25 protein-coding genes and 3 pseudogenes are annotated in these 26,263 nt (G+C 52.6%); all 28 read right to left on the minus strand.

The window, feature by feature from the left end:
• Nucleotides 1–87 precede the first annotated feature (87 nt).
• Nucleotides 88–2,190: a DNA topoisomerase 3 gene (locus NE562_RS07380; protein ID WP_280961771.1), complete on the minus strand. Its 2,103-nt coding sequence runs from the start codon at nt 2,188–2,190 to the stop codon at nt 88–90.
• Nucleotides 2,187–2,924, minus strand: a complete 738-nt coding sequence (locus NE562_RS07385) for a DUF4366 domain-containing protein (RefSeq protein WP_280961772.1) — start codon at nt 2,922–2,924, stop codon at nt 2,187–2,189. Before NE562_RS07385 ends, NE562_RS07380 begins: the two co-directional genes overlap by 4 nt.
• Nucleotides 2,914–3,165: a DUF4315 family protein gene (locus tag NE562_RS07390; protein WP_280961773.1), complete on the minus strand. Its 252-nt coding sequence runs from the start codon at nt 3,163–3,165 to the stop codon at nt 2,914–2,916. The genes NE562_RS07385 and NE562_RS07390 overlap by 11 nt, the downstream gene beginning before the upstream one ends.
• A gap of 39 nt (nt 3,166–3,204) precedes the next feature.
• A complete protein-coding gene (locus tag NE562_RS07395) occupies nt 3,205–5,142 on the minus strand; it encodes a C40 family peptidase (protein WP_280961774.1) in 1,938 nt (645 codons plus the stop codon).
• Nucleotides 5,139–7,532, minus strand: coding sequence for a VirB4-like conjugal transfer ATPase, CD1110 family (locus NE562_RS07400; protein ID WP_280961775.1), 2,394 nt, complete (start codon nt 7,530–7,532; stop codon nt 5,139–5,141). The genes NE562_RS07395 and NE562_RS07400 overlap by 4 nt, the downstream gene beginning before the upstream one ends.
• Complete coding sequence (locus tag NE562_RS07405; protein ID WP_280961776.1) at nt 7,447–7,884, minus strand: PrgI family protein; 438 nt, start codon at nt 7,882–7,884, stop codon at nt 7,447–7,449. The genes NE562_RS07400 and NE562_RS07405 overlap by 86 nt, the downstream gene beginning before the upstream one ends.
• 6 nt (nt 7,885–7,890) lie before the next feature.
• Entirely contained in the window at nt 7,891–8,805 is a 915-nt protein-coding gene (locus NE562_RS07410) for a radical SAM protein (RefSeq protein WP_419195997.1), read from the minus strand.
• A 15-nt stretch (nt 8,806–8,820) separates the two neighbouring features.
• Nucleotides 8,821–9,684: a VirB6/TrbL-like conjugal transfer protein, CD1112 family gene (locus NE562_RS07415; protein ID WP_280961777.1), complete on the minus strand. Its 864-nt coding sequence runs from the start codon at nt 9,682–9,684 to the stop codon at nt 8,821–8,823.
• A gap of 89 nt (nt 9,685–9,773) precedes the next feature.
• Nucleotides 9,774–9,869: pseudogene (locus tag NE562_RS17890) on the minus strand (Maff2 family mobile element protein); the annotation flags it as partial.
• Nucleotides 9,870–9,956: 87 nt separating this feature from the next.
• A complete protein-coding gene (locus tag NE562_RS07425) occupies nt 9,957–11,567 on the minus strand; it encodes a recombinase family protein (RefSeq protein ID WP_002605633.1) in 1,611 nt (536 codons plus the stop codon).
• A 100-nt stretch (nt 11,568–11,667) separates the two neighbouring features.
• Nucleotides 11,668–11,850, minus strand: a complete 183-nt coding sequence (locus NE562_RS07430; RefSeq protein ID WP_002605634.1) for a transposon-encoded TnpW family protein — start codon at nt 11,848–11,850, stop codon at nt 11,668–11,670.
• Nucleotides 11,847–12,704, minus strand: a complete 858-nt coding sequence (locus NE562_RS07435; RefSeq protein ID WP_002605635.1) for an ATP-binding protein — start codon at nt 12,702–12,704, stop codon at nt 11,847–11,849. The genes NE562_RS07430 and NE562_RS07435 overlap by 4 nt, the downstream gene beginning before the upstream one ends.
• The gene (locus NE562_RS07440) at nt 12,701–13,459 is read right to left on the minus strand and encodes a phage replisome organizer N-terminal domain-containing protein (RefSeq protein WP_002605636.1); all 759 of its coding nucleotides are present in this window, start codon (nt 13,457–13,459) and stop codon (nt 12,701–12,703) included. The genes NE562_RS07435 and NE562_RS07440 overlap by 4 nt, the downstream gene beginning before the upstream one ends.
• The gene (locus tag NE562_RS07445) at nt 13,449–13,640 is read right to left on the minus strand and encodes a hypothetical protein (protein WP_006058351.1); all 192 of its coding nucleotides are present in this window, start codon (nt 13,638–13,640) and stop codon (nt 13,449–13,451) included. The genes NE562_RS07440 and NE562_RS07445 overlap by 11 nt, the downstream gene beginning before the upstream one ends.
• 186 nt (nt 13,641–13,826) lie before the next feature.
• The gene (locus tag NE562_RS07450) at nt 13,827–15,449 is read right to left on the minus strand and encodes a relaxase/mobilization nuclease domain-containing protein (RefSeq protein WP_002602093.1); all 1,623 of its coding nucleotides are present in this window, start codon (nt 15,447–15,449) and stop codon (nt 13,827–13,829) included.
• Nucleotides 15,421–15,819 carry a plasmid mobilization protein gene (locus NE562_RS07455; protein ID WP_002602094.1) on the minus strand — a complete coding sequence of 133 codons (399 nt, stop codon included), beginning with the start codon at nt 15,817–15,819 and terminating at the stop codon, nt 15,421–15,423. The genes NE562_RS07450 and NE562_RS07455 overlap by 29 nt, the downstream gene beginning before the upstream one ends.
• A gap of 533 nt (nt 15,820–16,352) precedes the next feature.
• Nucleotides 16,353–16,556 carry a helix-turn-helix domain-containing protein gene (locus tag NE562_RS07460; protein WP_002602095.1) on the minus strand — a complete coding sequence of 68 codons (204 nt, stop codon included), beginning with the start codon at nt 16,554–16,556 and terminating at the stop codon, nt 16,353–16,355.
• Complete coding sequence (locus NE562_RS07465) at nt 16,546–16,992, minus strand: RNA polymerase sigma factor (RefSeq protein WP_002602096.1); 447 nt, start codon at nt 16,990–16,992, stop codon at nt 16,546–16,548. Before NE562_RS07465 ends, NE562_RS07460 begins: the two co-directional genes overlap by 11 nt.
• A gap of 204 nt (nt 16,993–17,196) precedes the next feature.
• On the minus strand, nt 17,197–17,964 hold the full coding sequence (locus NE562_RS07470) for a class I SAM-dependent methyltransferase (protein WP_002602097.1): 768 nt from the start codon (nt 17,962–17,964) through the stop codon (nt 17,197–17,199).
• Nucleotides 17,965–18,287: 323 nt separating this feature from the next.
• Complete coding sequence (locus NE562_RS07475; protein ID WP_002602098.1) at nt 18,288–18,632, minus strand: helix-turn-helix domain-containing protein; 345 nt, start codon at nt 18,630–18,632, stop codon at nt 18,288–18,290.
• 81 nt (nt 18,633–18,713) lie between these two features.
• Nucleotides 18,714–20,633: a tetracycline resistance ribosomal protection protein Tet(32) gene (tet(32), locus tag NE562_RS07480; RefSeq protein ID WP_002602099.1), complete on the minus strand. Its 1,920-nt coding sequence runs from the start codon at nt 20,631–20,633 to the stop codon at nt 18,714–18,716.
• 362 nt (nt 20,634–20,995) lie between these two features.
• Nucleotides 20,996–21,217 (minus strand): annotated as a pseudogene (locus tag NE562_RS17795) (phosphotransferase); the annotation flags it as partial.
• A gap of 263 nt (nt 21,218–21,480) precedes the next feature.
• Nucleotides 21,481–21,609, minus strand: a pseudogene (locus NE562_RS17800) (Maff2 family mobile element protein); the annotation flags it as partial.
• A 67-nt stretch (nt 21,610–21,676) separates the two neighbouring features.
• The gene (locus NE562_RS07490; RefSeq protein WP_280961780.1) at nt 21,677–23,482 is read right to left on the minus strand and encodes a VirD4-like conjugal transfer protein, CD1115 family; all 1,806 of its coding nucleotides are present in this window, start codon (nt 23,480–23,482) and stop codon (nt 21,677–21,679) included.
• The gene (locus NE562_RS07495; RefSeq protein WP_280961781.1) at nt 23,479–23,955 is read right to left on the minus strand and encodes a PcfB family protein; all 477 of its coding nucleotides are present in this window, start codon (nt 23,953–23,955) and stop codon (nt 23,479–23,481) included. The genes NE562_RS07490 and NE562_RS07495 overlap by 4 nt, the downstream gene beginning before the upstream one ends.
• Nucleotides 23,956–24,014: 59 nt before the next feature.
• Nucleotides 24,015–24,233, minus strand: a complete 219-nt coding sequence (locus NE562_RS07500) for a DUF5348 domain-containing protein (RefSeq protein WP_280961782.1) — start codon at nt 24,231–24,233, stop codon at nt 24,015–24,017.
• 16 nt (nt 24,234–24,249) lie between these two features.
• Nucleotides 24,250–25,380 carry a helix-turn-helix domain-containing protein gene (locus tag NE562_RS07505; RefSeq protein WP_280961783.1) on the minus strand — a complete coding sequence of 377 codons (1,131 nt, stop codon included), beginning with the start codon at nt 25,378–25,380 and terminating at the stop codon, nt 24,250–24,252.
• A gap of 539 nt (nt 25,381–25,919) precedes the next feature.
• Nucleotides 25,920–26,111 carry a ferredoxin gene (locus NE562_RS07510; protein WP_280961784.1) on the minus strand — a complete coding sequence of 64 codons (192 nt, stop codon included), beginning with the start codon at nt 26,109–26,111 and terminating at the stop codon, nt 25,920–25,922.
• Between the last annotated feature and the right edge of the window lie 152 nt (nt 26,112–26,263).

Consider the following 26,263-nt stretch of genomic DNA (forward strand, 5'->3'; position numbering starts at 1 on the left):
AGCAAAATCCCCGGCCCGGTAGGGTGGCCGGGAACGGGGATTTTCCGGGAGTGTGGCTACACTCCCTATGCTTGCTACGTTACTTTGTTAGCCTTTCCTCTCGATACGGTAGTTGACGTACTTCCCGCCGGTGTCGATCAGAAGCACCGTGCCGTCGTAGGTCTTGCCGGTCTTAACGGAATAGAGGCCCTTTACCTTTGCCTTTCCGCTTTTAAGCAGCGAGGCGGCAATTTTCGGGGTGAACGCTTTTTTGCGTTCCTCAAAAAACTTGTCATTTTTCCACATGACGAACTGACAGGAACGGTTGCCGCAATAGTAGTTTTTCTTCCCCTCGTAGACGGCCTCGCCGCAGCGGGGGCAGGTTCCGATGGAAACGCGCTCGGCCTGAAACAATTTCTGTGCGTCCTCGCTGATCTGTGAATAGGTAGCGATCAGGCCCCGCGTCATTTCCTCAATGCCCCGCATGAAGCCCTCCGGGTCGGCCTCGCCTCTGGCAATGGCCGTCAGCTTGGTTTCCCATTCAGCGGTGAGCTGGGGGGATGTCAGCGCATCCGGCAGGACGCAGGAAAGGTTGTGTCCGTCCTTGGTGGGAATGAGCTGCTTTCCTTTCCGCTGGACAAAGCCCATGTGTACCAGCTTTTCCAGAATGGAAGCGCGGGTGGCCGGTGTGCCTAAACCTTGCCGCTCGGCGTCCTCTGGCATATCCTCGGCCCCGGCCCGTTCCATCGCGGACAGCAGCGTATCTTCGGTGTAGGCTTTCGGCGGTGCGGTAAAATGCTCGGAAATGGAAGCCTCCATGTTTTCAAAGGTCTGGCCCTCGGACAGCTCTGGCAGACAGTCCCCATCCGGCCATTCCCTTGCCAGCTCCGGCGCGTCCTCGTCGGCGTCGGTCTTGAACGACGCCTTAAAGCGCCGGTCGATCTCTTTCCAGCCGGGAGAAAGAACAGTCTTTCTCTTAGCGGTGAACTCCTGTCCGGCGCAGGTGAATGTGGCGGTGACGGCCTCGTATTCATACGGCCCGGCCACAGCGCACAGCAGCTTGCAGCACACAAGGCACAGCAGCTTCTTTTCCCCCTCGGCCAGAGCGTCAAAGCCCTTTTTCACAAACTCCATCGTGGGGATGATGGCGTGATGGTCGGACACCTTTTTGCTGTTCAGGACGCGGCCAAACTGTGGGGCCACGTCCAGCCCCGCCGCAAATGGCAGAAGCCCCCACAGGCCGGACACAATGCTTTCCGCCGTCGGCTGCATATCGTCGGTGAGATATTGGCTGTCGGTTCGGGGGTAGGTCAGCAGCTTCTTTTCATAGAGCTGTTGGGCGTAGTCAAGGGTCTGCTTGGCGGTAAATCCAAACAGGCGGTTGGCCTCCCGCTGCAAGGTGGTAAGGTCGTAAAGGCGGGGCGGCTGCTCCGTCTTTTTCTCACGCTTCACCGAAGCACAAACGGCCTGCGCTCCTGCACAGGCCGCCCGTACTTTCTCCGCCTCGGCGGCGTCCGAAATATGGCCGCTGGCCGCTTCCACTCCGCCCGCCGCAAGCTGGACGATGTGGTATTTCTCTTTCTGGAAGCCAGAAATCTTGGCCTCCCTGTCCACCAGCATTTTCAATGTCGGGGTCTGGACGCGGCCCACGGTCAGGGTCTTGTGGTAGAGGATGGAGAAAAGCCGGGTGGCGTTGATGCCCACCAGCCAATCGGCCCGCGCCCGGCACAGGGCCGATTGATAGAGAGCGTCATAGTCCGCGCCGGGTTTCAAGTGCTGGAAGCCCGCCCGGATGGCGGCGTCCTCCATGCTGGAAATCCAAAGGCGCTGAAACGGCTTTTTGCAGCCCGCCATCTGGTAGACGAAACGGAAAATCAATTCTCCCTCGCGCCCGGCGTCGGTGGCGCACACAAGGCCGTCCACGTCGGAGCGCTCCATCAGGCAGCGAAGAACATCAAACTGCTTTTTCTTGTCGTCGGGAATGACGTACTGCCATTCCTGCGGCAAGATCGGCAAATCCTCATAGCGCCATTTCTTGAAACGCTCGTCATACTGTCCGGCATCGGCAAGGGAAACAAGGTGGCCGATGCACCAGCTCACCAGATAGCCGTTTCCCTGCAAATATCCGTCGCGCCTATTGTCGGCCCCGATCACGCCCGCAATGCTGCGGGCGACGCTGGGTTTCTCTGCAATCACAAGTTGATAGCTCATTCCTCGTCCTCCTTTTCCGGGCCTGTTTCGTCCGCAACCTCTCCACCTTCCTCCGGCTCGTCCTCGTCGTCCTCTCCAAAGTCGTATTCATCCAGCAGGTCGCCACCCTTAGCTTCCGCTTTGGGCTTCTTAAACTTGAAATAGTACAGGGCCGCGCCGCCGCCCAAAAGCACCGCCGCAAGGAACACCAGCAGGCCGCCCGCGCCGCCCTTGGCTTCCTTTTCCGGGGCCTCGGTTTCCTCCGGCTCCTGCGGCTCCGGGCCGCTGCACTCGGTCATGTTGGTTTTGCAGACCGGGCAATTCTCATTGACAGCCCCAGCCCTGCATTTCTCCGTACAGGTGCAGACGGCGGGGGCTTCCTCTTTCTGGCCGTCCTCCATCAGTGCCATCAGGTCGGCTTCGTCCACCTGATTTAAGAAATGGACGGCGGTTTCCTTGTCCTCGTTGGCCCGGTCGATCAGGATATAAAAGTAATTTCCGGCCTTGGTGGTGACAGTGATAAGCTGCTTGTCGCCGTAGTAATCATCTACCAGCGTCGCGTTGCCCTCCGGGGTCAGGGGTACGCCCTCCGGCTCCATGCCGCCCGTGGTGGGTTCCGGGGCCTCGGTGGCTTCCGGCAGCGGCTCCGGGTCGGGGTCTGTGCCGCCCGCGTAGGCGGTGACGGAAAAGGCCGTCATGCAAAGCACGGCGGCCAGTGTGACGGTCAGGGTACGGAACAGTCGTTTATTCTTCATCGTCGTTGTCCTCCTTTTCATGGGAAAGGGCGGAGGCCGGGGCCTGCGCCGCGCCGCTTTTCAAAAATGCGGCAAGCTGTCCCGGCGTCAGGTTCAGGGCGCGTACCTGCTGGATGATCTGCAAATTCTCCTGTTCGGTTTTCTGTGCTTCCAGCTCTTTCAACTGCTTCTGAAACTCCGCGATCTTGGACTTGGTTTTCTGGATGTCCTTTTCAATGCGTTCCAGTCTGTTTACTGCCATAGGTCAAAACTCCTTTCAAAAATAGCGGCAGGTTCCCGGTTATGGAAGCCTGCCGAAGCTGTAAAAATGGGACTGCCAATAGTTTGAATTTAGGTTGGTGTAGGAAATGGGGTCGCCGCAATGCAGCATGACATTGTTGCCGACGTACAGTCCGCAATGGGACACGCCGGGAGTATCGTAAGTGCCGACGAAAAACACAAGGTCGCCGGGCTTCGCCTGCTGCGGGGAAACCGGGGTGCAGTAGTCATAAAGCCCCTGCGCCCCCAGCCGTCCCACGTTCCAGCCGGAATGGTTCACCACCCACGATAAAAAGCCGCTGCAATCAAAGCTGGTGGCCGGGGAGCTGCCGCCCCACACATACGGGAAGCCGATGTACTTTTCCGCCTCTCCGATCATGGCCGCAAAGGTCGCGTCCTCCAACGCCTCCGGGGGGATGTCGTAATACTCCGGTTGTTTGACGGTGGAGGCGTGGGGATAGCTGCCAGTGGGAAAGAGGTCTGGCCGGTTCCCCAGCGTGTACATATAGGCGGCATACAGGCTCATGGTATCCTCATCCATGATATAGACGGGCAGATGGGACAGGTCGAAGTTTTCCAGCTTCACGTTGCAGATGTAGTAGGTATAGGGGACTTCCACCGTGTAGGTGTTGCCCTCGCTGTCCGTCCTCGTTTCAGTGCGATAGCGTATTTCGGTTTCAACGGTTTGCGTCAGGGCATATTGCCGGTCAAAGAGCATGGCAAGGTCGGCTTGCACCTCGGCCAGTGTAAAGACGCCCTCATGGAGCGCCGACAGGATGGAGGTCAGCACATAGGGGTCGTGGCCGATCTCGTCCAGATCGAAACGATATTCGTCATAGCCGGGATGCAGGCTTTCGTAGTTGTCAAGTTCCTGCTGCAAGTCCGCTTCCATATCGGAATAGGCGGCCTCGGCCCCCAGCATATCGCTGTCCTCGGAGAGATAGGAGGTGGCCGCAAGCCCCGTCCCGGCGCTGCCAAACATGGCGGTGCAGGATTGCAGGCCGCCCATCACGATCAGAAGCATCAGGGCGACGCCGCCCACCAGCAGCACCCCTTTCCAGTGCCGGGCCGCGAAAGAGACGGCCCGTTTGCTTTCCGTGGCGGCTTTCTTGGCTGCGGCTGCGCTGGCCTGCGCCGTCTGGCCCGCCGTCCGCGCTGCCTTGGCGTACTCCCGTTTGATACGCTGTTTCTGCCAAAACCGGGACACGGGTTTTTTCACCGTCTGCGCCAGTTCCGGGTTGTCCCGCAGGGACTTTTGGTAGATGTACTCCGCGTTGGCGGCAATGGATTTGCGTTCGGCCTTGGCTGCGGCCCGGTAGGGTTTCAGCTTGTGACGCCGGATGCCGCTGCGGATGGCCCGGCCCACCTGACGTTCGGCCAATTCTTCTCCCTTGTGGCCGCCCTCCACGCCCACATTTTCATGTTCGACTTCGTGTATCTTGCCGTGGAGGAACAGGGCCGCTTCCTGAACGGGACGGCTGGCCGGGCTGGGTTTCAGTTTGGGCAGGTCTTTCTCCACCTTTTCAAAGTGAAGCCTGCTCTTGGCCTTGCCGGTAGCCTCGTCATAGACGGTTTCCTTGGTGACGACGCGCTTTTTGGGCAGCGCCTCCCGCGCCGCGTCCAGTTTGTCGGCCCGCTTCTCGGCCTTTTGAATATAGGGGGCAAGCTCCGGGGAGGCCCGTTCCTCGGCGGTAAATTGCAGGCGGGACGCCGGGCCGGTAGCCTGTGCCGCCGTATCTGCACCAGACTTGGCCGCCCGCTTCGCCTTGCGGCGGTCGCGGATGTCCCCGGCCCGTTCCGTCACCTTTTCGGAAGCGCCGCCCGGCTCCGGGCCGGTGTAGTCTTGTTCGGCCTCCCGGTCAGATACATTGGCACTCTCGCCGGTGGTCTGGTTTTCCAGCGTCAGGCCGTCACGGGTCATGCGCTGCGTCACCTTGTCGCGGGGCTTTAGCGGCTTCATACCGTCGCCCCCTCGCCCAGCCGGGTCGTCATAATCTGGTAAAGCTGGGTGTCCTGCGGGATGGGGTTCTTAAAGGGCAAAATGACATTTTCATAAATCAAAAGCCCCTCGCCGGGTTCGGAATTGTCCACATACCGCAACTGCTGGGGGGAGATATTCAACCGCTCCGCAAGGATTTTGCGGTCGCCGGACGCCTGATTTAACAGGCAGATAAAATCGCTGTTTTCAAGGATATTCTCGATTTCCGGGGAGGAAAGGAGGTCTTTCACGTTCTGGGTCGCGCCTGTCGGGACACCGCCCCACTTGCGGAAACGCTTCCAAATTTCACAGCTAAAGGCCGCCGTCTGTTCCTCGCGCAGAAGCAGATGAAATTCGTCGCAGAAGTACCACGTCGCTTTCCCTTGGCTGCGGTTTTGGGTCACGCGGCCCCAAATCTGGTCTTGGACGATCAGCATTCCGATTTTCTTTAGCTGCTTGCCCAACTCCTTGATGTCAAAGGCTACGATACGGTTTTCAATGTTGATGTTGGTGCGGTGGTTAAAGACGTTCAAGCTGCCGGACACATACAGGTCAAGAGCCTGCGCCACGCGGTCGGCCTCCGGGACGTGCTGGGCCAAAAGCGCCGCGTGGAGGTCGGACAGGATGGGCATATTCTCTGGTTTGGGGTCTGCCAGATAGGGCCGGTAAATCACCTGAACGGCCCGGTCAATCACCGTTTTTTCGATAGCTTCCAGCCCGTTCTTCCCACCCATCACAAGCTCGCAGAACGACAGCACGAAATCGGATTTCAGGGCCAGCGGGCTTTCGTCCTCGCTGTAATTTAAGTTGATGTCCAGCGGGTTCACATAGCTTTTGCTTGTGGGCGAGAGCTTTACCACCTGCCCATGAAGCCGTTTGACAAGGGGGTAATATTCAGCCTCCGGGTCGCAGATATACACGTCGTCCGTGGTACAGAGGAACACACTGACAATCTCGGCCTTGCAGCTCATGGACTTGCCGCTGCCGGGAGTGCCCAGCTTCAAACCGTTGGGGCAGCGTGCCCGTTTTCTGTCCAGCATAATCATGTTGCCGGTCTTGGCGTTGATGCCGTAATACATGGCTTGGCCGCCCTGAAAAAGCTCCTGTGTCACAAACGGCACGAATACGGCCACGCTCGAAGTCGTCAAGGAACGCTCAATTTTGATCTGGTTGGCTCCCAGCGGGAGGCTGCTCATAAGGCCCTGCTCCTGCTGATAGTCCAGACGGACAAGGGAACAATTATACTTCTGTGCGATCCCCGCCGCCCAAAACACATCATTCTCCAACTTCTGCCGGGTGTCGGCGGTGTTCAGCACAAGAAAGGTCAACTGAAAAAGGCGCTCGTTCCGGCTTTGCAGGGTCTTTAGCAGCTCCTTGGCGTCCTGTCCGTAGGTGGCAAGGTCGCTTGGCAGGATGTCCATATCATAGCCGCTGCGGACAGCCCGTTTCTGCTCCTGAATTTTCATGGCGTCAAGGTCGGTGATTTTGCGTTTTACTGTCTTGATCGCCTCGCTCTGGTCGATAGCCCGCACATGGAGGTTGACGACAATCCCGTTTTCCGTGTTGAGGAAGTCGGCCAGCATTTCGTCCGACAGCTCCGGGGAAAGGATTTGCAGGAAGCTCACAGCCCCATATTTACCGCCCAGCCCGAACATTCGGGCGTTGCCAAAGCGCAGGGAGGACGGGGCGATAAAATCTTTCGTGGATAGGCCAGAGGGGGCAAGCCATTTCCAATCAAAGGAAAACGGCTCCCCGTCAAGGTGGAATACGCTGTGCATCACTTCCAGCCGTTCTTTTACATTCAGCGCATGGGCCACGGCCCCCATTGCCTTGAAGTATCCCAGCAGGTCGATTTCAATGCGGTTTAACCGGGCGCGGGCCATTTTCAGGCTGTCGGCCTCGATGGTGAACGTGAGGAACTTCCGCTTCGTCAGGCCGTTGTTGCCTTTCACAAGCTGGTCTTGCAGGATGCCGCTGTACTCGGCCCGGATGTCGTCAAAATCGTCCCCCTGCGCCCTGATCTCAAAGCTCTTGGCGTATTGTTTGGGGTCGATCCTGCGATTGACAAAGGAAAACTGGACGTGAATGGAGGCGTCCAGATAGTTGTATAAATCGCACAGGTTTTCAAAGATGGCGGTTTTGGTATCGGCCTGTGCAAGCTGATAGCTGATGTCCGCAAATTCAATGCACTTGGAGAATGTGCGGGCCGTCACCCGGCACACGCCGTCTTGGTACATAGCTTCATAGGGGATGCTCTGCTGTGCGGAATGGGGCTTGCCGTCACCCTTATACCTGCGGATGATGGCCTGAATTTCTTTTCTTTCGGCGTGGGTGAGCTTTACAGGCGGCTCTTGCCTTTGCTTTTCTGACAATCTCGTTTACCTCCTTTTCCATTTGATGCTGCTGCATGAGAGCAGTATAGGCGTTGTCGGTCTGGTAGGGCCGCTCCTTGGGCTGGATGAAGCAGCACTGGATGATCTGCCGCACCACCACTTCAAGGGGCTGGCCGTGGCGCTCATACAGGGCCAGCAGCAAGCCCGGAAGCATGGCGAATACCATAATCAGGGCGGACGCGCTGGTGGGGACACGGCCACGGAGTAAAAAGAAAAGCGGGACGCCTATTAAAAGCGCACCGCCAAAACAAATCAGTTGTCGTTTGGTAAGCCCAAACACCACCTTGGATTTTACATGGGTCAAATCCTTGGGGACAGTCACATAAGCCAATTAAAATCACCTCGTTTCAATGCCGTCCCGCAGTTTTTTTACCGGCTCATAGTCCGAAAAGCTGGGGACGGCGTAAAAAAGCCGTTTGTTGTTTACCCACCGTTGCAGGTGGCGGGTGATTTGCAGGGCCGTGGGGCGCTCGTAAATCATCACATAGGGGTCAAAGCCCATGCACCGCAGGGTTTCCACCCGGTATAAATCCTGTTCGTGAGTGCTTCCGTAGTTCGTCAGCACATACACTCGCCGGTTGCGGCTGCTTTTGATGGAAGTCAGCTCTGCAAAACGCTGGAAATACCGCGTCAAGTCCTCATTGGGGTTATCCCATGCAAAGTGTACAGCTTTTGTCCGCACCCGGTTAAGCAGCGCCACATTGTCCGGGGTTATCAGGCGAATATCAAGCCCTTGGGAGAAATCCACCCACGCTTGGCTTTCGGCAAGCTGTTCCAGCAGGTTTTCATGATCGGGGCAGGCCAACAAATTAGGGTCAAGCAGTTTGATTTCCCGCTGGCCCCGCCAAAACTCGGAGAGGTCGGCCACCTTGACGCTTTTCCGGCCCTCCTTGCCGCTGACAATGCAAAATCCGCAGTTCCTTGGACATCCCCGGCTTAAAAAGCCGTAGGCTGTTTCGGAATACTGCGGATATAAAGCGTAGTCCGGGTATGTGTGTTCGATTTCGTCCGGCAGGCTGGGGCCGGGGCCGTAGCCTGTGCCGCCCCTAATAATCGTCCCGGCGTTAGTGACGGTGATGGTGTCCTTGGAATAGGTGTCGGTAAATACCCGGCTCTTATAAACCACATCGAACGAAAACAAAGGGTTCCACCAACATACTTGATGGCCCTGCGCCTTATGGTAGGCAGACAGTTTCATCAGGCAGAGGTTGGGGAAGTTGTGGGAATCCACGTCGATCAGTCCAATTCTTATCCTGTTCACCTCCTGTCAGTGCGCTGTAAACACGGCCTTGCTGATACTGCCGGTCTTGAACAGGCAGAAGCATAGCAGCACGGTATAGCCCATACAACCCCAGATCGCGCCGGATATGTCGTCAGCCGTGCCGATGTTGTGTATCAATACCGCGTAGATGCCAACCACAACCATGATTAAAAGGGCTTGGAAGCCCAGCGCCAGCAGGGATTTTAAGTAGTTCTGGCCCATGCCGCGCCACTCGGCGTTGCCCAGCGTGGCAAGGGGGATTGGCCCCAGCGCGGTCACGGCGTATATTTCAATCATTCTCCCATAGGTCACAAGGAAAATGCAGATGGATAAAATGTGCATCGTCAGCCCCACAACAAGGGTCTGGAACCACAGGCCCAGCAGCGGGCCGATGTCCATTGCTTCAAGGCGGCTTTCCAAATCGGGGAGCAGGGTTTCAAAATCAATGCTCGTTTCCCCAATAATGACCCCGGCGCTCTGATTGACGACGGCTTGGGTGGCGTCAAAAACGCCCATGACGATATTCCATGTATTCGTCACAATGAGGATGGCAAAGGCGGACTTGAACATCCAGCGGAAGAACATGGAGCTGTCAAAGTCGTGCATATTGTTCTTTTCCACGATCATTTCTATCAGCTCATAGCACATCACAAGGGCAAGGACAGCCGCCGCTATGGGGACGATCACCGTTTCCGACAGACTTTGAAGCATATTGAAAATGCCGCCGTTCCACGTCTGCGGTGTGGCCCCCACATCGGAGGCGATTTCCCCGACTTTGGTATTGACCGTATTGAACAGGCCGGAGAGATTGCCCATGATGCCGTCAATCAGGATGCCTTTGATCCATTCTCCAATAAGTTCACCTATCATGTGACACCTCCTTTCCCGCGCCCTCCCACATGGAGCAGGAGGGCGCGGCGGGGATTAAAATTGTCAACGGTTACGGATAGCCGGGGCAATCAGCCCAGAAGCCCGGACAGCAGGGGGACAAGGGTAATGCCGATAAGGGCCACGCCGCCGCCCGCGACAAGCTGCTTGACGCCTTGGCTCTTTGCTGATGTGTGATAAAGAAGTAGTAGAAGTGTAAAAAATTTTGCCGTTCCTATCCGGCGTTTGCGCATTGCGCCGGATAGGTCGGGCGGTCATTCGGGCAGGTCTACCTTGCCAACGAAAGAGTAATAAATATCAATGTCCTGTCTGCGTGTGCCGTTCTCGTCATAGCTGCACTCATGCACAACGATTTTCTCCACAAACTCACGCAAAAGGGTAGGGGTAAGTTCTTCAAAGCTGGTGTACTTGCGGACAACATTCATAAACTTTTCTGCGTTTACCGTGGCTTCCTGCGCTTTGGAAAGCTCTGCCCGGATAGCGGCGGCTCTCTCTTTCAGTTCTTTCTGCTCGGCTTCATAGTCTGCCGACAGCTCCGTGAAACGCTCGTCTGAAATGCGCCCGGTCACGCTGTCCTCATACAGCCGCTTGAAGATAGCGGATAACTCGCTGATACGCTTCTCGGCGGCTTCCAGCTCCTTTTTCCTTGCGGCGTTCCTGCGCTTGCCCCCGTCCTCGTTCTGCTCGATCAGCAGCTTCATAAACCGGGCTTCGTGCTTCGCTGCATAGCTGGTGACTTTCCGCAGATTGTCGGTCACTCCGGCGGTCAACAGGTCGGTGCGGATAAAGTGCGCCGTACAGTCACGGGTACGCTTCTTGTAGCTCCCGCAGATATAACAATCCTGCTTGCGGGTGGCGTTCTGGTAACGCTGCTGGTAAAGGACGCTGCCGCAGTCGGCACAAAAGAGTATGCCGGAGAATAAGCCCACTTCATCATAGCGGTTCGGGCGTTTGCGCTGCTTGCGTAACTCCTGCACACGCTCCCACATCTGGGTGTCAATGATAGGCTCATGGTGGTTCTCGAAAATCGCCTGTTTCTCAATGGGGTTCTCTACGCTGTGCTTGGTCTTGTAGGACGGCTTCTCCGTCTTGAAGTTTACCAGACAGCCCGTGTACTCCCTGTTTTCAAGGATATGTACCACGGTATTGGTCGCCCACTTGCACTCATAGCCGGGGTGGTAGCGGCGGGTGCTTCCCGTCCGACGGTATTCCAGCGTTCCCGGCGTGGGGATCTCCTGCTCTGTGAGCATACGGGCTATCTTGGTCGGCCCGTTCCCGGCAAGGCACAAGCTGTAAATCTGCCGCACAACAGGGGCGGCTTCCCCGTCAATGATAAAATTTTCGTCCTCGTCCATAAAGTAGCCGTATACGGGTTTGCTCGTGACGGGCTTCCCGCTCATACCCTTAGACCGTTTTACTGCTTTGATTTTCTTGCTCGTATCTCTCACCAGCCATTCGTTAAAAATGTTCCGCAGAGGGGCAAAATCATTGTCGCCCTGTGCGCTGTCCACTCCGTCATTGATAGCGATAAAGCGGACGCCTTTCTGTGGGAAAATCATTTCCGTATACATTCCCACTTGCAGATAGTTTCGCCCTAACCGTGACATATCCTTGACGATAACGGTGCCGACTTTTCCGGCTTCAATGTCCGCAAGCATGGCTTGAAAACCGGGTCTTTGGAAGTTCGCCCCAGAATAACCGTCATCTGTGTACCATTGCAGATTGGAAAAGCCGTTCTGCTTCGCATAGGTTTCAAGAATACGCTTCTGGTTTGAAATAGAATTGCTCTCACCTTGCAGCTCGTCCTCGTGGGATAATCTCGGATAAAGGGCGGTAATAAGGTTTCGGGTGGTCTGTCTTAACATAGTGTCCTCCATTTCCGACAGCCAGCCCCACTATTCCGTATGACTATCATACCACACGCCGGGGCTGGCTGTACAGTCCTTTCTGCTTCTTTACGTCCCGTCAAATTGCCGATTTTTGTGTAGCAGCTTCCGCTTCCAGCACTTTCAGCATTTTATCGGCGGCGGTGGCGGTGGTGTCCTGCTTGAAATAGCCGGAAACGACAAGGACAGAATTACCTATGCGGATTTCCGTCACGCAATCCGGGCGGCGGGTGCTGCGGTCATTCTTTGGGGTGTTGGTCATAGGCGGCTCTCCTTTCTGTTCATCAGCTTTTTCAGTTGTCCCATTTTCTCCTGCGCCGTGGCTTTTCGGAAGTTGCTCCCGGTAAAGCGGACAGGAGAACACATTTCAATCAGACGGTCATAAATGCGGGCGTGGGCGGTGTCCTCCGGGTGCTGCAAGTCCTCCAGCGTGAGATTAGTCGTGACGATCAGCGGCCTGCCGCTGCGGTAACGGCTGTCAATCACGTTGTAGACCTGCTCTAAGCCGTATTCCGTTCCCCGTTCCATTCCAAAATCGTCAAGGATAAGCAGCGGGAAGCTGCAAAGTCGGGAGATATATTCATTCCTGCCCTCAAAGCTGGCGGCAAGGTCACCCAATATCAATGCAAAGTTTGTCATGCACACGGGGATTTCACGCTCCATAAGGGCATTTGCGATACAGCCCGCAAAATAGCTCTTGCCTGTGCCAACGCCGCCCCATAGCAGATAGCCAATGTTGCGCTCTTTCATGGTTTCCCAGTTCTCCACATAGAAATGGGCGTGTTCCATTTGCGGGCACTTGCCGTTGTCGTTCTCAAACGTCCAGCCCTGCATAGCCGGGTCTGTAAAGCCCCGCCGCTTCAACCGCTCGACAGTTTCAAGGTGACTGCGCTGTTTCTCTGCGGCTTCCCGTTCCTCACGCTCTGCCCGCTGGCAGTCACATTCTGCCGGGTGGCGGTCACGCCCCAGCCATGCGGCGGTTTCTTTGGGGAAATAGCCCTCTTTGGGCTTGTGGCACTTCCCGCAGTATAAAAGCCCGTCCTCGCCGGTGTAGTCCTCCGGCTCCGGCGTGGTGTCGGTCATATTCAAAATCATTTCATCAAATCCATTCGTCATAAGCTCTCGCCCTCCTTACAGGTATAATCGGGTATGCCCTTTTTCGGGGCTTTCTTGGCTGCGTCCTCCTGCGCCCACTTGAAAATCGTGGCTGCATGGCTCTTGTATTTCCTCCCGCTGGAAGCGATATGGCAGGATAGGCGGTCAATGTAATACTCCCACTTGCCGGGAAGCTCTGTTTTCAGCCCGTCAAGCTCCGTATCGGAAAGAATGACATTGTGGTATCTGCCATAGGCGGCGGGGGCGGGGTGTCCCGTTTCTAACTCTCTCTCTTTTTCTATTTCTATATCTATCTCTTTCTCTATCTCTATCTCTGGTGGACAAATGTCCGCTCGATATGGTGGACATTTGTCCGCCCCTGTCTGCGGCAGGGCTTTTTGTTCCTGCAAAGCCAGCCGCGCCCTGCGCTTGCGCTCCCCCTCGGTAGAGGACTGGCCGATTAAAAGCTCAATGTTGCTCATGTAGAGTGCGCCGCTTGGCAAAGGCTCCACAAGCCCCAGCTTCATAAAGATTTTCAAAGCTCTCTCTACGGTACCTACCTGCTGGCGGGTAATGGTCGCAATCATCTGGGCGGTGTAGGGGATATTCTCGTCAAGCTGCAATTTCCCGCCGTTTTTCAGCGATTTCAAGTACAGCTTCAAGAGAATGTTGGAATAGATAACGCCGTCCTGCATACTTTCCAGCAGAACGATTGCATCATCGTCAAAATAGCTCTCTTTCAGCTTGAGGTAGTAATATTTGCGGTTATCTGCCATAGGCTGCGTCCTCCTTTTTCCAGCGTTTGGAATAATAGCGAGGGCATAGTATGATAACCGCCCGGAAGCTCTGTTTGCAGTCACGGGTGCAGCCCCGGCATAGGTCGTTGTAAGTGATACGGTTGCGGTGGTTGAGGAAGAAAGACCATTCCAGCCGCCGCTTCTTGCTCATTCTCGGCAATGGTAAGCTCCTTTCTGCCGTTCCTATCGGTGTAGCGGGATAGGGGGCATTTTCTGTATGTTCTCGGTATCATTTTCGGGCTTTTTCTGCCCTGTAAGCCCCGTTTGGAAGTCGGGGAGTATTGCGGTAAGGGTTCATATCATACCTGTATTTTTGTAGGGTTTCGGTATCATTTCGGGGCGGTCTTTAACGCTCCTGTTCACGCTTTTTCTGCTGGCTCGGTGCGCCCCTTAAAATCTGGTCGATATTGCGTCTGACTGTCTGAAGCTCCTGCGCCCGCTGGCGTTTCTCCCGGTAGTCGTTATATCCGGCGTTCTTCTGGACGGTAAGCTGCTCAATCTCCCTTTGCAGGGCTTTGCTGGCTGGCAGCTTGGTTATTCCATGCTCCCGGAAATAACGGGCGGCTGTGTCCGCTATGATAAAATCGCTTTCGTGCTGTTCCCGGTAGGCTCTCCGGGCTTTCTCCGATTTCTGCGCTTTCAGACCGTCACGGGCGGGCTTCGTGCCGATATAGCCCAAAAGGTTGCGCTGCAATTCCTTTTTCTCCCGGATAGCGGCTTCCAGCCCTTTCAGTCCGGCAAGGCTCTCCTGCGTGGCGGTGTTGGCTGCGGAAATGGCAGCGTCCAGCTCGTCCGGGGAAGAAAAGCCATACTGCTGGTAGAGCATGAGGGTAGCCGACATCTGTTTGAGGTTGTGCATGGTCGCCCACTTCTCATAGCCCCGTCCTTTCCCCTCGGCTCGCTTGGCGGCTATGTCTACCATGCGCTGTACAGCGTCATTGTTCGGGGCGTTTTTCGCTTCTTTTTTCGTCCGTAAGCGGTCTTTGATACTGCCGGGGTATTCCGCTATGGCTGCGGGTTTTTCGGCGGCTCTGGCGGCGTTCTGCTCCAAAACGGAGAGGACAGCAGCCCGGTCAAAATCGTCCCCCAGCTTCCGGGCGGTAATTGGCTTCGTCCTGTCCGGCGTGAGGTAACTTAGCCGCCCCCGGCTCTCCTTGACGGTCACACCATGCCGGAGAAGCAGGGCGGCAAACTCATCAAAGCCGGAAGCAGCGGCAAGGGCTTCCCGGATAGTCCGGCGCAGCTTCGCCTTATCCGTTTCAAACTTGGTCTGCCGGGGCGCGATACCGTCCGCAGCAATAGGGGCGTTGGCTCTGTCAAGGGCAGCCTGTCCTTTCTTCTGCGCCCAATACTCACGCTCGGTAATGCGTTCTTTGCTGCCGTTCAAAAGGTCTATCTGGTAAAGCCCCTCGCTGTGGCACATCTCCATGACTTCGGCTTTCAGATAGTTCATAGCTGCGTCCGTACAGCGGTGCTTGCAGCCTGCTTTCCTGTCCGCTGGCCTGTCCATGTGGGGCAGCATGGGAACCTCCGCAATCCGCAGACTGTTAATGACGATATGCACATGGATATTTTCGGTGTGGCTGTGTCCGTCCGGGTGGGTGCAGACAAGGGCCTGGTGTCCGGGGAAATGCTCGGCGCAGAACTTCTCGCCCAGCTCCTGCGCCCGATCAACGGTCAAGCCGTTGTCCGGGCCGTCCCGTGGGTCAAAGCTGATGATGTAGTGGTGGCTCTTTACGTCCTCCCGTTTCTGGTTCTTGCCGTAGCGGAGATTGGAGCGCATACAGGCAACGGCAAAATCCTCCCCGCCACAATTCAGAGAGGATATGCGGTAGTCTACCCTCGGTATGAGCCGCCCGTCTGCGTCAAGGGTGGGCTTCATGGTAAACTCGTCATGCTCGAATGTGAGGTATTTTTCAGCGTCCCCGTAGTTGGCATTTTTAGAGCTGATATGTTTGAGTATCGCCAACGGCTTCACCTACTTTCTGCAAGACTTCAAACTTCAAGGCGGCAAGGTCGGCGGCGGCTCCCCGCACTTCCTTTTCCAGCCCCCGGTAGGGGCTTCCGTATTCGTTCAGGCTCCGGGCAATCTGGTTTAAGTTGCCGCCGATTTTCCCGTACTCTGCCGTGAGCTTGGAGAGGGCGGCAAGCAGCCCGTCATTGACCGGGGAAACGGTGACAATGGGGCGTATGGTCGCTTTCCGTATGGCTTGCCGGATAAACTCGGACTGGCTGATTTCATAAGCCGCCAGCCGCCCGGTGAAGTCGGCGTATTCTTCATCGGTCATGCGGGTCTTTACCACATGACGGCGGTGGGGCGTATTGTATTTCTTTCGCATGGTCTGTGACCTCCTTTCTCGCCCGACAGGGCGCATAGCAGGGTTTGGGGAAGGCACTCCCCAACAAGATTCCCGCAGGGGCAAAAATAAGCGGAGAGCGAATTTTGGCACCTCGGTAGAATCTTGCTCTGAAAAACTCCGGCGTTCCCCGGCTCCCGTCCTTTCCGCTAACAAAACGTTTCAAAAGGGCTTTGCTACCCGCTATTCCGGCTTATCTTGAAAATTTTCCTTTCACTACCTACAACACCACGCAAAGCAAAATGGACGGAGATTTTTAGAATTTCCCCTCTATTCCCTACAACACCACGCAAGCCGGAATAGGCGGACAATGGCAGTATTTTTTTCTTTGATACCCTCTACGGATAAGTAAGGGATTTTGCCAACTGCGGCGGCTATTTTCCCTTTTGTTTTTTCATACTGGGGATTTTCAAAAATGCCAAACAGGAACGAAAAAAAGCAGCAAATCTGTTGAATAGATTTACTGCTTTCTGGTTGCCGGCGAAGCGGCGGTTATTCAGTTGTAGGCGGTAGGGCTATCTCCCAAAGCGGAACTTGAAAATAGCTGTGAGAAGCGTCTGGGTGATGTAGTCCTCTGTATCTTGGTCTACCCGTCCATTCACACGGGCGGCACATTGTATGCGGCGGCGGTAATACTGCAATACAGTTCCCACCGCTTCCGGCTCCCCGCTGGCGGCTTGGACGATTGTTTCATAGGGGAGAAGCCTATTATTTCTCATATGCCATTCCCTCCATTTCCGCTTGGAGCTGCCGTAGGGCTTTTCGGATATGGTAGCCCGCTGTGCTGCGGCTGCGCCCGTACTGTCTGCCAATTTCGTGCTGTGGAATACGCTTGAAAAAGGACAGGTAAATCATTTCCCGCTCCCGTTCGTCCAGCCGTGACAGGGCTTCCGCAAGTAAACCGCTGCTGAAAATGACCGTATCGCCGCAAAGGGTAAGTATGTATTCCTCGTCCGGCTCCGGGGCTTGGAAATATTCATCTGTCGTGCCTAAAGGGTAGTGCTTTTCGTCTGTGAGGTATTCAAGGGATATTTCTCTTTTGTGCTTCCTGCTCCGTGTCCTCGCTGCGTTGATCGTTGCATTTCGGATAACGACTTTGCAAAAGGCATGGAAAGTGTACTCGATATGTTCCCGATATTCTTCTGTACAGGTCATGGAAAATCCCCCTTTCCTCCCAAAAGGGCTGTGGCTGGTTAGTAGTTGCTTTTTATGATAGTAAGGGGCGGCAGCACTTTAGGCTGTCGCTCCTTGACTGCCTAACTGCAAAACCGGGCGGGGCTGTCAACGGCGGGCGAAGCCCGTTCATCTTGACCGTTGACTGGCTCGGCCGGGTTTGCTATTTATCCGGCAAACTTGAATTTATTTTAAGCTATCACGTTTTACCTTTTTAAGCCTTACTATCATTACCATAGGAATTTCTTTATTGTTTTTGAAACATTCTTCATAAAATCCATCAATGACAAATCCAGCTCTGAAACAAAGGTTAAAAATATCTTGTATGGAACGATGATAATAAATCTGCTCCTCCGGCTGCCCTTCGATCGCTATATCATAGTAACTGTGCGGTGTCATATATTTTTCAGTCAATGTGATAAAACAAGGGTGCTGCGTTGCAAAGACAAAAATCCCGTTTTCCTCCAATAGTTCATAAACAGCCATAAAAAGCGGTTCAATATCCGTAATATCCATAATTGCCATATTAGAAACTGCTTTCGTAAAGGCTCGATTTCTTTTTAATCCTAATAAGCTTTCTCTATTGGTCGCATCCGCTACGCAAAACTCAATTTGTTTTGCATATTGTGATCGCCGTCTTTTAGCCAATTCTATCATTTTTTTGCTGTAATCAAAAGCGACGACCGAAGCGCCTCTCTGTGCAAGATACGAAGAATAATTTCCATTGCCGCACGCAATATCCAAAATGTAATCCGAAGGATCAGGAGAGAGAAGTTCCGTTACTTTGGGACGTACTACCTCTCTGTGAAATTCATTGGATTCGTCACCCATTGCATCATCCCAAAATTGTGCGTTTTTCTCCCAGATCTTTTTGCTTTCCTCTGTTCCCATGTTCTCTCCCACTCCCAAAATTTGCCTTTTTGCTTCCATTAAATCTTCCTTACTATATTCCATTGTTACCCTCCATAACTTCTGATTGTTGCCGTCTTGACTATTATGTATCTTTTCTTTCCAAAATGGTATAGGCTTTTATTTTTATAATGCTGCAAAACTTTTCTTCTGTAAGGTATTCAAAGGATATTTCCCTTTGCCGCCGCTATTGGAAAGCCAAAAGCAGCGGCTTTTTTACGCGATATGACCGAAAAGACTAGAAAGCAGGATATGTCATCATTTGTCATTTCTTCTCAATGTAATAACTGCATGGCATATCAAGCCAAATACAAGAGAAAAACAGCCACCGCCAAATAGTGATGCTCCCCACCCTGCACCCGACATTGTCATAAAACCGCCAACAAAGAAAATACCAATGCCAAGAAATATCCCGACACCATAAAAAAGTCCAATTGCCATATCATACTTATTAAATTGTCGTTTCTCTTTTTTTCACATGTTTCCATTTTTGTTATTACCTCCTTCGCAAAATCGTCCATGTGGACTCCAAAAAGAAAACAAATTTTTTTCAACGTATTTAAATCGGGTTCATTAACATCTCTCTCCCAATTCGATAGCGCCTGCCGGGTAACATTCAATTTCCCAGCCAGTTCTTCCTGTGTCATTCCCGATTGTGTTCGCAGATGACGTATTTGCTTTCCTGTTGTAATATCCGTCTGTTTCTGGTTCAAAATGGTTCCTCCTCTCTGATGCTGATTTTATCAATGATATTTCGCAATAGCCAGCAATGAACGTTTGCATTGCGCAAGATGTTACATTATCTTCTGAAACATATGCCGGATCTTGTCTAAACGGCTGTTCGGGCGGCGTGGCTGAAACACAGGCTCGCCGGAAGTTTCCTGATACCCTTTTAATTCTGTAATGCAGACACTTCTTCCATTTGTATAAAAATTCAAATCATTTCTATATTCACCAATACAACGGGCAGGGATTTCCCCCTTAAAAATAACTTCATCTTTTTCAAGTCTGGTTGATTCAATGATTGCGCAATACTTTGGTGCGTCATTATAAGCCCGTGAAAGATATTCCTGCGGTGCAAAAAGGGTAAAGGAAAGGTATGGTTCCAACAGTTGTGTTCCTGCTTTTTTCAATGCCTGCTCCAACACGACAGGCGCAAGAAAACGAAAATCAGCGGGGGTGCTGACCGGGCTGTAATAAACTCCATAATCAAAACAAATTTGGCAGTCTGTCACTCCCCAGCCATATAAGCCCTGCTCCATTCCATAACGCACACCCTCCATGACGGCATTTTGAAAACTTTGGTTTAAATAGCCGAGAGATACCTCGCTTTTATATTGTGTTCCGCTTCCAACAGGAAGCGGTGTTACAGTCAAACCAATAGATGCCCAAAACGGATTCGGCGGCACTTCAATATGAATCGTGTAGCTCGCTTTTTTTTGCGGTCTTTCCAGATAAATAACCGAAGGCTCTTTCATAGCCACGCCCACATGATATTTTTCTTCTAATAGCGAACAAATAACTTCTAACTGTACTTTTCCCAAAAAAGATAATATAATCTCATGTGTAACAGTATCAATGTCAAAATGCAAAAGAGGGTCTGTATCAGCAATCTCTGTGAGGGCATTTAACAGGGCTTCCCTTTGCTCCGGCTTTTGCGGCTCTACCGTTGTCCGAAGTAATGGCATGGGATTATCAATCCGTGTTTTGTGAGGCAGGAGTTTTTCATTTCCCAGAATGTCGTTCAGTTTCAAAGTATCATCAGCTAAAATAACAATTTCTCCCGGACAGGCATGGTCAACCGGGACGATTTCACCATTTGACGGAATACACATTTCTGTAATCTTTATTTTTTCCTTTTTTGACAGCAGCAGGGTATCCCGTAAATGGAGCGTCCCATGATACAGGCGTAAATAAGAAAGCCGTTTTTTCCGCTCTGTATACTCAACCTTAAAAACATATCCACATAATTCAGACTGAATATCGTCTGTTTCTGTAATGAAAGTTTCTGTAATCGCTTCAATCAGTTTTTCTGTTCCTAAATTGTCTTTTGCACTCCCATGATAAACAGGAAACAAAGAGCAGCATCTGGTTCTTTTGCACTTTTCATATTGTAATTCCTGTATATCCAAAGAATCCTCTGCAACATATCGTTCTAATAGTTCATCGCTTCCGGAAATAATCATATCCCATTTGTCCAAATCAGAAATATCGGTCATGGTTATCTTTGGCGACAGGGAAACCTCCTGCATGACAATCATATCACTGGTAAGTTTATCTTTAATGCTTTGGTAAACACGCCGCAGGTCGATCCCATTTTGGTCTATCTTATTTATAAAGATAATTGTCGGAATGTCCATTTTCTGAAGCGCATGGAATAATATACGGGTTTGTGCCTGTACGCCGTCTTTTGCCGAAATGACTAAAACAGCTCCGTCAAGGACAGATAAAGAGCGGTATGCTTCGGTTAAAAAATCCATATGACCGGGAGTGTCCACGATATTGATTTTATAATCATTCCAGCAAAAAGAAGTAACCGCTGTCTGAATGGTAATTCCGCGCTGCCGTTCCAAAATCATAGTGTCTGTTCTTGTAGTTCCTTTATCCACGTTTCCTTGTTCCGCAATCGCTCCACTGGTGTACAGCAGGCTTTCCGTCAATGTTGTTTTTCCTGCGTCTACATGGGCGAGAATTCCAATATTGATTATTTTCATGTGATTGTCCTCCTTTTACAGCCCCAAAAGGGCATAAAAATCCCCAGCAGTAAAATACTTTTACCACTGGGGATTATAATTTGCGGACATACACATATACAGCATACACCTGTTTGTGATTGCTGTTTTTCGGATATGTCAAAATTGATAAGGCAAAAGTATTCTTAAATTGGGTACAAAAAACCAAGCCCCCACAAAAGGGACTATCATAATCCTTTGTTCCCACTATTTGATTATAGTTTTATTTAAGAATACCTTGCCGCATATTTTTTACTCCTTTTTTGGAATGATGCTATTATATCACATTAGTTTTAGGAAAGAAAGTACCTAAAAGAAATTTTTCTTCCCCTTATATGTAACAATCATACCGACTTTCTGGCGTTCAGAATGGTTTCTGCTGTCTGCTGTGGTGTTTGGTTGGAATTGTCCAGCCAAAAGCCGATCCGTGGTGTTGTCTGCATAAATGTATCGTATAAGGTTTCAACCGTAAAGCCGGAATAGCCTGTTTTCTCCCTGTATCGTTCCCTTCCTTTTATTGTTTCCACATCTGGACAAAGAACGACAACCTCAACAGGGTATTTATGCGGCACAAAAAATATGTACATGTAACTAATTCAACACATTTATAATTTGAATAGGGACATTATAGCATTTACTAAATACAAATTCAATGTATACGGAAATAAAGATATAAGGAGTGGGAAGGATTCCGCCGTAGTCGGCATTGTAGGAAAATCCAAAAGTTTAGATTTTCCCACAATGCTTATCTTTTGGTCTTTGGTTCGGAATAGTGTAGTGCTGGCGGTCTATCTCTTGTTTTCGGTTGCTTGCTTCCTTACCGTACATGAGCATTGCTGGCCGGGTTATCCTGTCCGTATCCCTCCAACAGATTGACGCCGCCCCACACGCACAGAGCGCCGCCCAAACCGACAACGATAGTCTGCAAAACATCAACCGCACTGTTGAAAAAATCCATAAAGAAACCTCTCTTTCTGCCGTTTTCCGGCGAGCAAAATTTGTTAGGTGGCATGAAAAAAGCCGCTTCATTCAGCGGCAAAATCTTCGTCCGACAGGTCTATATCGTAGAGGTCAAAGGTTTCGTCCTCCGACACCACGCGCCGCTGTTTCCGGCGCAGGGATGATAGATACCTGTCCACGTCAAAGGTATTCTTCTTGTCGGCGTCAGCAAGATATTTGTATCGGGGGTGGCGGGTGATGTCGTATTTCTCACTGAAAAACGGCCTCACGCCCCGCACCTGCAAAATGCACCTGCCTCCGTCCATCGTGGCGATCTCGTCTTGGCTCATCAGCTCCTTTCCCAACTTCTGATAGTTCAATCCGTGCGAGGTTTGTGCGCCCCGGTTCTCGCTCTGGTTGTAGCTGTCAATGGTTTCCTTGCCCAGCACGTCCGCGATCTCCTTGGCGTTCTTGCCTCTGCCACTAAGGAAAAGCGTACAATCGCAGTTGTCGGAAATGATTTCCGCAGCGTCCTTATAAATGGCTTTCAACTGCGATTGGCTTTGCAAAATGATGGAAGCCGAGATTTCCCGGCTTCGGATGGTGGCGATCAGCTTGTCAAAATTGGGTATCTGGCCGATATTGGCGAACTCGTCCAGTATCAGCCGCACATGGACGGGCAGCCGCCCGCCGTACACATCGTCAGCCCGGTCGCACAGCAGGTTGATAAGCTGGCTCTGCACCATAGCAAGGATGAAGTTAAACGTCGTGTCCGTGTCGCTCATAATCAGGAACAAGGCCGTTTTCTCGTCCCCGATGGTGTCAAGTTCCAGTTCGTCGTCCTCCATCAGCTCCCGCACCTCCCGGATGTCAAAGGGGGCCAATCTCGCACCGCAGCTTATCAAAATCGAGGAACGGGTCTTGCCAGCCGATAACAAAAACTTGCGGTACTGCCGCACGGCAAAGTGTTCCGGGTCTTTCTGTTCCAACCGTTCAAACATCTGGTCTACCGGGCTTTGAAACTCCGGGTCGTCCTCACGGGCCTCGCTTGCGTTAATCATTTCAAGCAGCGTCGTGAAGTTCATTTCCTCGCTGGGGGCCTCGTACCAGATGTAGCCGATCAGCGCCGAATACAAAAGACGTTCCGACTTCACCCAAAAATCTTCTGCGGATTTCTCCCCCTCGCCCTTGGTATTGCAGATCAGCGTGTTTACCAGCTTCAAGATGTCCTTTTCCGAATGGATATAGCAGAACGGGTTATAGCGCATACTCTTAGAAAAGTTGATGGTGTTCAGCACCTTTACCCTATATCCGCTGCGCTGTAAAAGCTGGCCCACCTCCCCGATCAGGCTGCCCTTGGGGTCGGTTATCACGAATGAGGTCGGGTAGTCCTTGGAAACACATTGCATCAGGTTTGGCTTGACAAAAAATCTTGTTTTTCCGCTGCCGCTGCCCCCGATCACTAAAACATTTTTATTGCGGGCGGTCTTGGGGTCTTTGGGCCGGTTATTCATCGTCAGCCGTTCTGTCTGCGTCAGTAAGATGTTGTTATCAAAGTTGGGGTCGATGTAAGGCGCTATGTCCTTTGGGCCGCCCCACCGGGCGCTGCCATATTCCATGCCGTGCCGGTATTTCTTGGCGTTCTTCCCCTTGCAGTAAACCGCCAGCCGCAAAAGCAGCGCACCGGCGACGCCGATCAACAAGTCGGCGGGGTGGAAGCTGGGGGCCGCGTTTGCAAAGGCCGCTGAACAGCCGTCCAGATAGTGCAGCAACTTTTGGGATAAATCCGCACCGGCGGCCAGCCGGAACGCCTGCACCAGCTTGTCGAACAGGTACACAAACAGCAGGTACGGGAGGTTGGATAGTATCAATTTCTTTACTTCCGGCTTCACAGTGACAGCCCCCTTTCCTTGATTTTATCCTTGGCCCGCTGGGTTGTCCGGGCTGCCGCCTTTTCTTTCAGGGCGGCAAGGCTCTGACGGATGGAGGGCCGTTCCTCCCGTTTCAGCTTCATAGCCGTAAACTCCCGGAACGCCTGTTCCAAATTGTCCGCTTCCTTGGCTTTGAAAATCACAATATACCGGGGCGGATGGGTGGTGCGGTCTTTCCGCAGGTTGAAGTCGATTTTATATTTCTTGGCGCAGGGCTTAAACAGGCCGATGTTGGCGTCCGTGATCTCAATGTTGGACAGGGCAGAGCCGTCTTTTTTAAGCTGCCGCAGGCTTTGTTCGCCGTGGTGGAGTTTCGTTTTGCCCTTTTGCCGGGCGGCCAGATACTTCCGAATGGCCGCTTGCAGCACTTCGGCGGTGAGCTTTGTTGCCTTGATGGACAGGGCTATGGTTTTCTGGTCTACTTCCTCCTGCAATCGCTATCCCTCCTTTCGCTGGGAAAAAGAAAGAGGACAGCCGCTTGCCGGTTGTCCTCTCAAATCCGTACCCGCAGGCCGGAAAGCTCTGCGGCCCGGATGCCTACAAGATACCATTCCTGCGCCGGGTTCATCTCAATGCGGGTGGGCTTCCACCTGCCGCCTGTGAACACGTCGAAGCACTCGCCGCAATGCAGGCCGCCGTAGTAGTCGGCCAAATCAAAGCGGATGTCGTAGCGGTCGGTCTGCTCATCAAAAATCAATGCGCCCTGTTTCATATAGCCGGGCCTCCTTTCAGATTTGCCCCGTCGCCATATCGTGCGCGACAAGGGCGGTGTAATAGCCGTTGATGGTGCTGGGGGCGTTGAATAACACCGCCAGCAGGTATTTCTTGAAATTACGAATTTTCGTAGTGTTCTCTTTCAGGCAGTCAAAGACAAATTCGATATGACCGCTATCCAGCTTCATCAGCTTGGACTTTACCAGCTCGGCGGGGTAGTCATCCCCGGCCACGCGGATGGTCTTGCGGGCGCTGCATACGGTTTCCACCAGTAAGTCCACAATCTCGTCCAGCATATCCCGGTCAATCCGGCTGTCGTGGGTCAGGTGGGTGTATTCGATGTTGTCCTTGATAATCTCCCGATAAATCTCAACGGCGCTCTGTGTGGCCGCTTCCTTTCCATTCCGTTCCTGCGGCTGCGCCGCCCCGTCCTCCAAAGGAGAGGGAGGGGAAAGGATAGGAATGGAATGGGTACTTGATACATCCGTAATTGATTGATCTGTAATTTGTTCTTCTTTATTTAATTGCGTTGGATTTCCCAACGCAGGTTTTTCCTGCACAGGATTTTCCAATATTGGATTTTCCAACGTAGGCTTTTCCCGTTCAGGCGGGGTCTGCGGCTGTTCATAGATGATATAGTCAGCGCCGCGAAGCCGCCCTTTGCCGTCGCGCTCCCGCGAACGCACGATATACCCGGCCCGTTCCAGCTCCCGCACGGCCTCCCGGATGGCGTCGATCTGCTCCCGATTTATCAGGGACAGCCCCTTAAGCGTATAGTCCCAATCTTCCGGCAGGGACAGCATTTGTGACAACAGGCCCTTGGCTTTCAGGGACAGTTCCTTGTTCCGCAGGTGGTGGTTAGACATCACCGTATAGCCCTTGTTTTTCTCCACGCGGAATACAGACATTTTTTCATCAACTCCTTTCATGGCAACGGTGAATGTGGTCGCAGCGGCGGTCAGCTTACCCGGCTGGTAGGGACACTCTGCATACACACAGAATTGATACTTCCAGTGCGGGCGGTAAAAACGGCAGGTGCCGCAGTCCTCCGGCGCTCCGGCGTCGCCGCTCTCATAGTGATCGAAACCGGGTTTGTCCGTCATAAGGTGTTCAAAGGCGCGGTCGCTGCCGGAAGTAAAATACATTGTCCGTTCCCTCCTTTCTGCTTTTGGGCGCAAAAAAAAGCCGCAGACTTTTTTCAAAATCTGCGGCGTAGGCCGGGACAGCAGAAAAGGGCGTCGTCACTTGACAACACCCTTTTTCTGCCTGATATTCAGTTGTTGCACCTTGCCCCGTTTTCCGCTGCCCTAAAAAACATTGATTTTACTGGGTTTCTTCATGTTTTCTTATGGCAACGCTCTTAATCGGCGGGCTTTCCTTTTCAGCTTGTCAAAGAACCCTTCGCGCCGCAGCGCGCATAAAATAGGATTTTGCCGTTTGCGGCAAAATCCATAAAAACCGGGAGCATGTATCTCGGTTTTTATACAAACCGGCTTCAAGTGTGCCTGTAAGGCGCGCGCAGAAGCCGGAATTTTCGATCGAAATGGGGCTTTGTTTCGATCGACAGACTGTCAAAACTTGTTTTTTGACAGTCTGAAAAGGAAAGCCCGCCTAATCGGCGGGCTTTCCTTTTGTCTTATATAGACAAAGAAAGTGAAATATTTTTAGGCAGATGATAAAGAGATCAGCCCTCGGTATGAATGACCGAAACAGGGCAGCCACCGGCGGCCTCCTGCGCGCCAGCCTTCTGCGCGTCGTCGTCCGGCTGGTGATAAACCTCGGCAAGACCATCGTCCGCAATGCGGAACACCTCGGGGCAAGTACCCTCGCACAGGCCGCAGGAAATGCAGCCGTCGCGATCGATTTTAACTTCCATCTAAAACAACTCCTTTCTTACCAAAAGTATGCGCGAAAGGAAGACGTTTTATAACAAAAAAGCGCCCGGATTTTTCCGCAATGTCATTTAGTTAAGTAAATTGTATATGTCTGTCATCCTGAGCGGAGCGAAGGATCTCGCGCGAACGCGCG

Origin of the sequence: Butyricicoccus faecihominis, assembly GCF_024462775.1 — a bacterium.
GTDB classification, from domain to species: domain Bacteria; phylum Bacillota; class Clostridia; order Oscillospirales; family Butyricicoccaceae; genus Agathobaculum; species Agathobaculum faecihominis_A.

What these genes read in the sequence shown, in the direction of transcription:
- NE562_RS07415 (WP_280961777.1), bottom strand. Translation starts at nt 9,684, where the DNA reads ATGATAGGTGAACTTATTGGAGAATGGATCAAAGGCATCCTGATTGAC.
- NE562_RS07470 (WP_002602097.1), bottom strand. Translation starts at nt 17,964, where the DNA reads ATGGAATATAGTAAGGAAGATTTAATGGAAGCAAAAAGGCAAATTTTG.
- NE562_RS07440 (WP_002605636.1), bottom strand. Translation starts at nt 13,459, where the DNA reads ATGGCAGATAACCGCAAATATTACTACCTCAAGCTGAAAGAGAGCTAT.
- NE562_RS07505 (WP_280961783.1), bottom strand. Translation starts at nt 25,380, where the DNA reads ATGTATTTTACTTCCGGCAGCGACCGCGCCTTTGAACACCTTATGACG.
- NE562_RS07425 (WP_002605633.1), bottom strand. Translation starts at nt 11,567, where the DNA reads ATGTTAAGACAGACCACCCGAAACCTTATTACCGCCCTTTATCCGAGA.
- NE562_RS07500 (WP_280961782.1), bottom strand. Translation starts at nt 24,233, where the DNA reads ATGAAACAGGGCGCATTGATTTTTGATGAGCAGACCGACCGCTACGAC.
- NE562_RS07385 (WP_280961772.1), bottom strand. Translation starts at nt 2,924, where the DNA reads ATGAAGAATAAACGACTGTTCCGTACCCTGACCGTCACACTGGCCGCC.
- NE562_RS07460 (WP_002602095.1), bottom strand. Translation starts at nt 16,556, where the DNA reads ATGAGAAATAATAGGCTTCTCCCCTATGAAACAATCGTCCAAGCCGCC.
- NE562_RS07390 (WP_280961773.1), bottom strand. Translation starts at nt 3,165, where the DNA reads ATGGCAGTAAACAGACTGGAACGCATTGAAAAGGACATCCAGAAAACC.
- NE562_RS07430 (WP_002605634.1), bottom strand. Translation starts at nt 11,850, where the DNA reads ATGACCAACACCCCAAAGAATGACCGCAGCACCCGCCGCCCGGATTGC.
- NE562_RS07380 (WP_280961771.1), bottom strand. Translation starts at nt 2,190, where the DNA reads ATGAGCTATCAACTTGTGATTGCAGAGAAACCCAGCGTCGCCCGCAGC.
- NE562_RS07455 (WP_002602094.1), bottom strand. Translation starts at nt 15,819, where the DNA reads ATGCGAAAGAAATACAATACGCCCCACCGCCGTCATGTGGTAAAGACC.
- NE562_RS07510 (WP_280961784.1), bottom strand. Translation starts at nt 26,111, where the DNA reads ATGGAAGTTAAAATCGATCGCGACGGCTGCATTTCCTGCGGCCTGTGC.
- NE562_RS07435 (WP_002605635.1), bottom strand. Translation starts at nt 12,704, where the DNA reads ATGACGAATGGATTTGATGAAATGATTTTGAATATGACCGACACCACG.
- NE562_RS07465 (WP_002602096.1), bottom strand. Translation starts at nt 16,992, where the DNA reads ATGACCTGTACAGAAGAATATCGGGAACATATCGAGTACACTTTCCAT.
- NE562_RS07395 (WP_280961774.1), bottom strand. Translation starts at nt 5,142, where the DNA reads ATGAAGCCGCTAAAGCCCCGCGACAAGGTGACGCAGCGCATGACCCGT.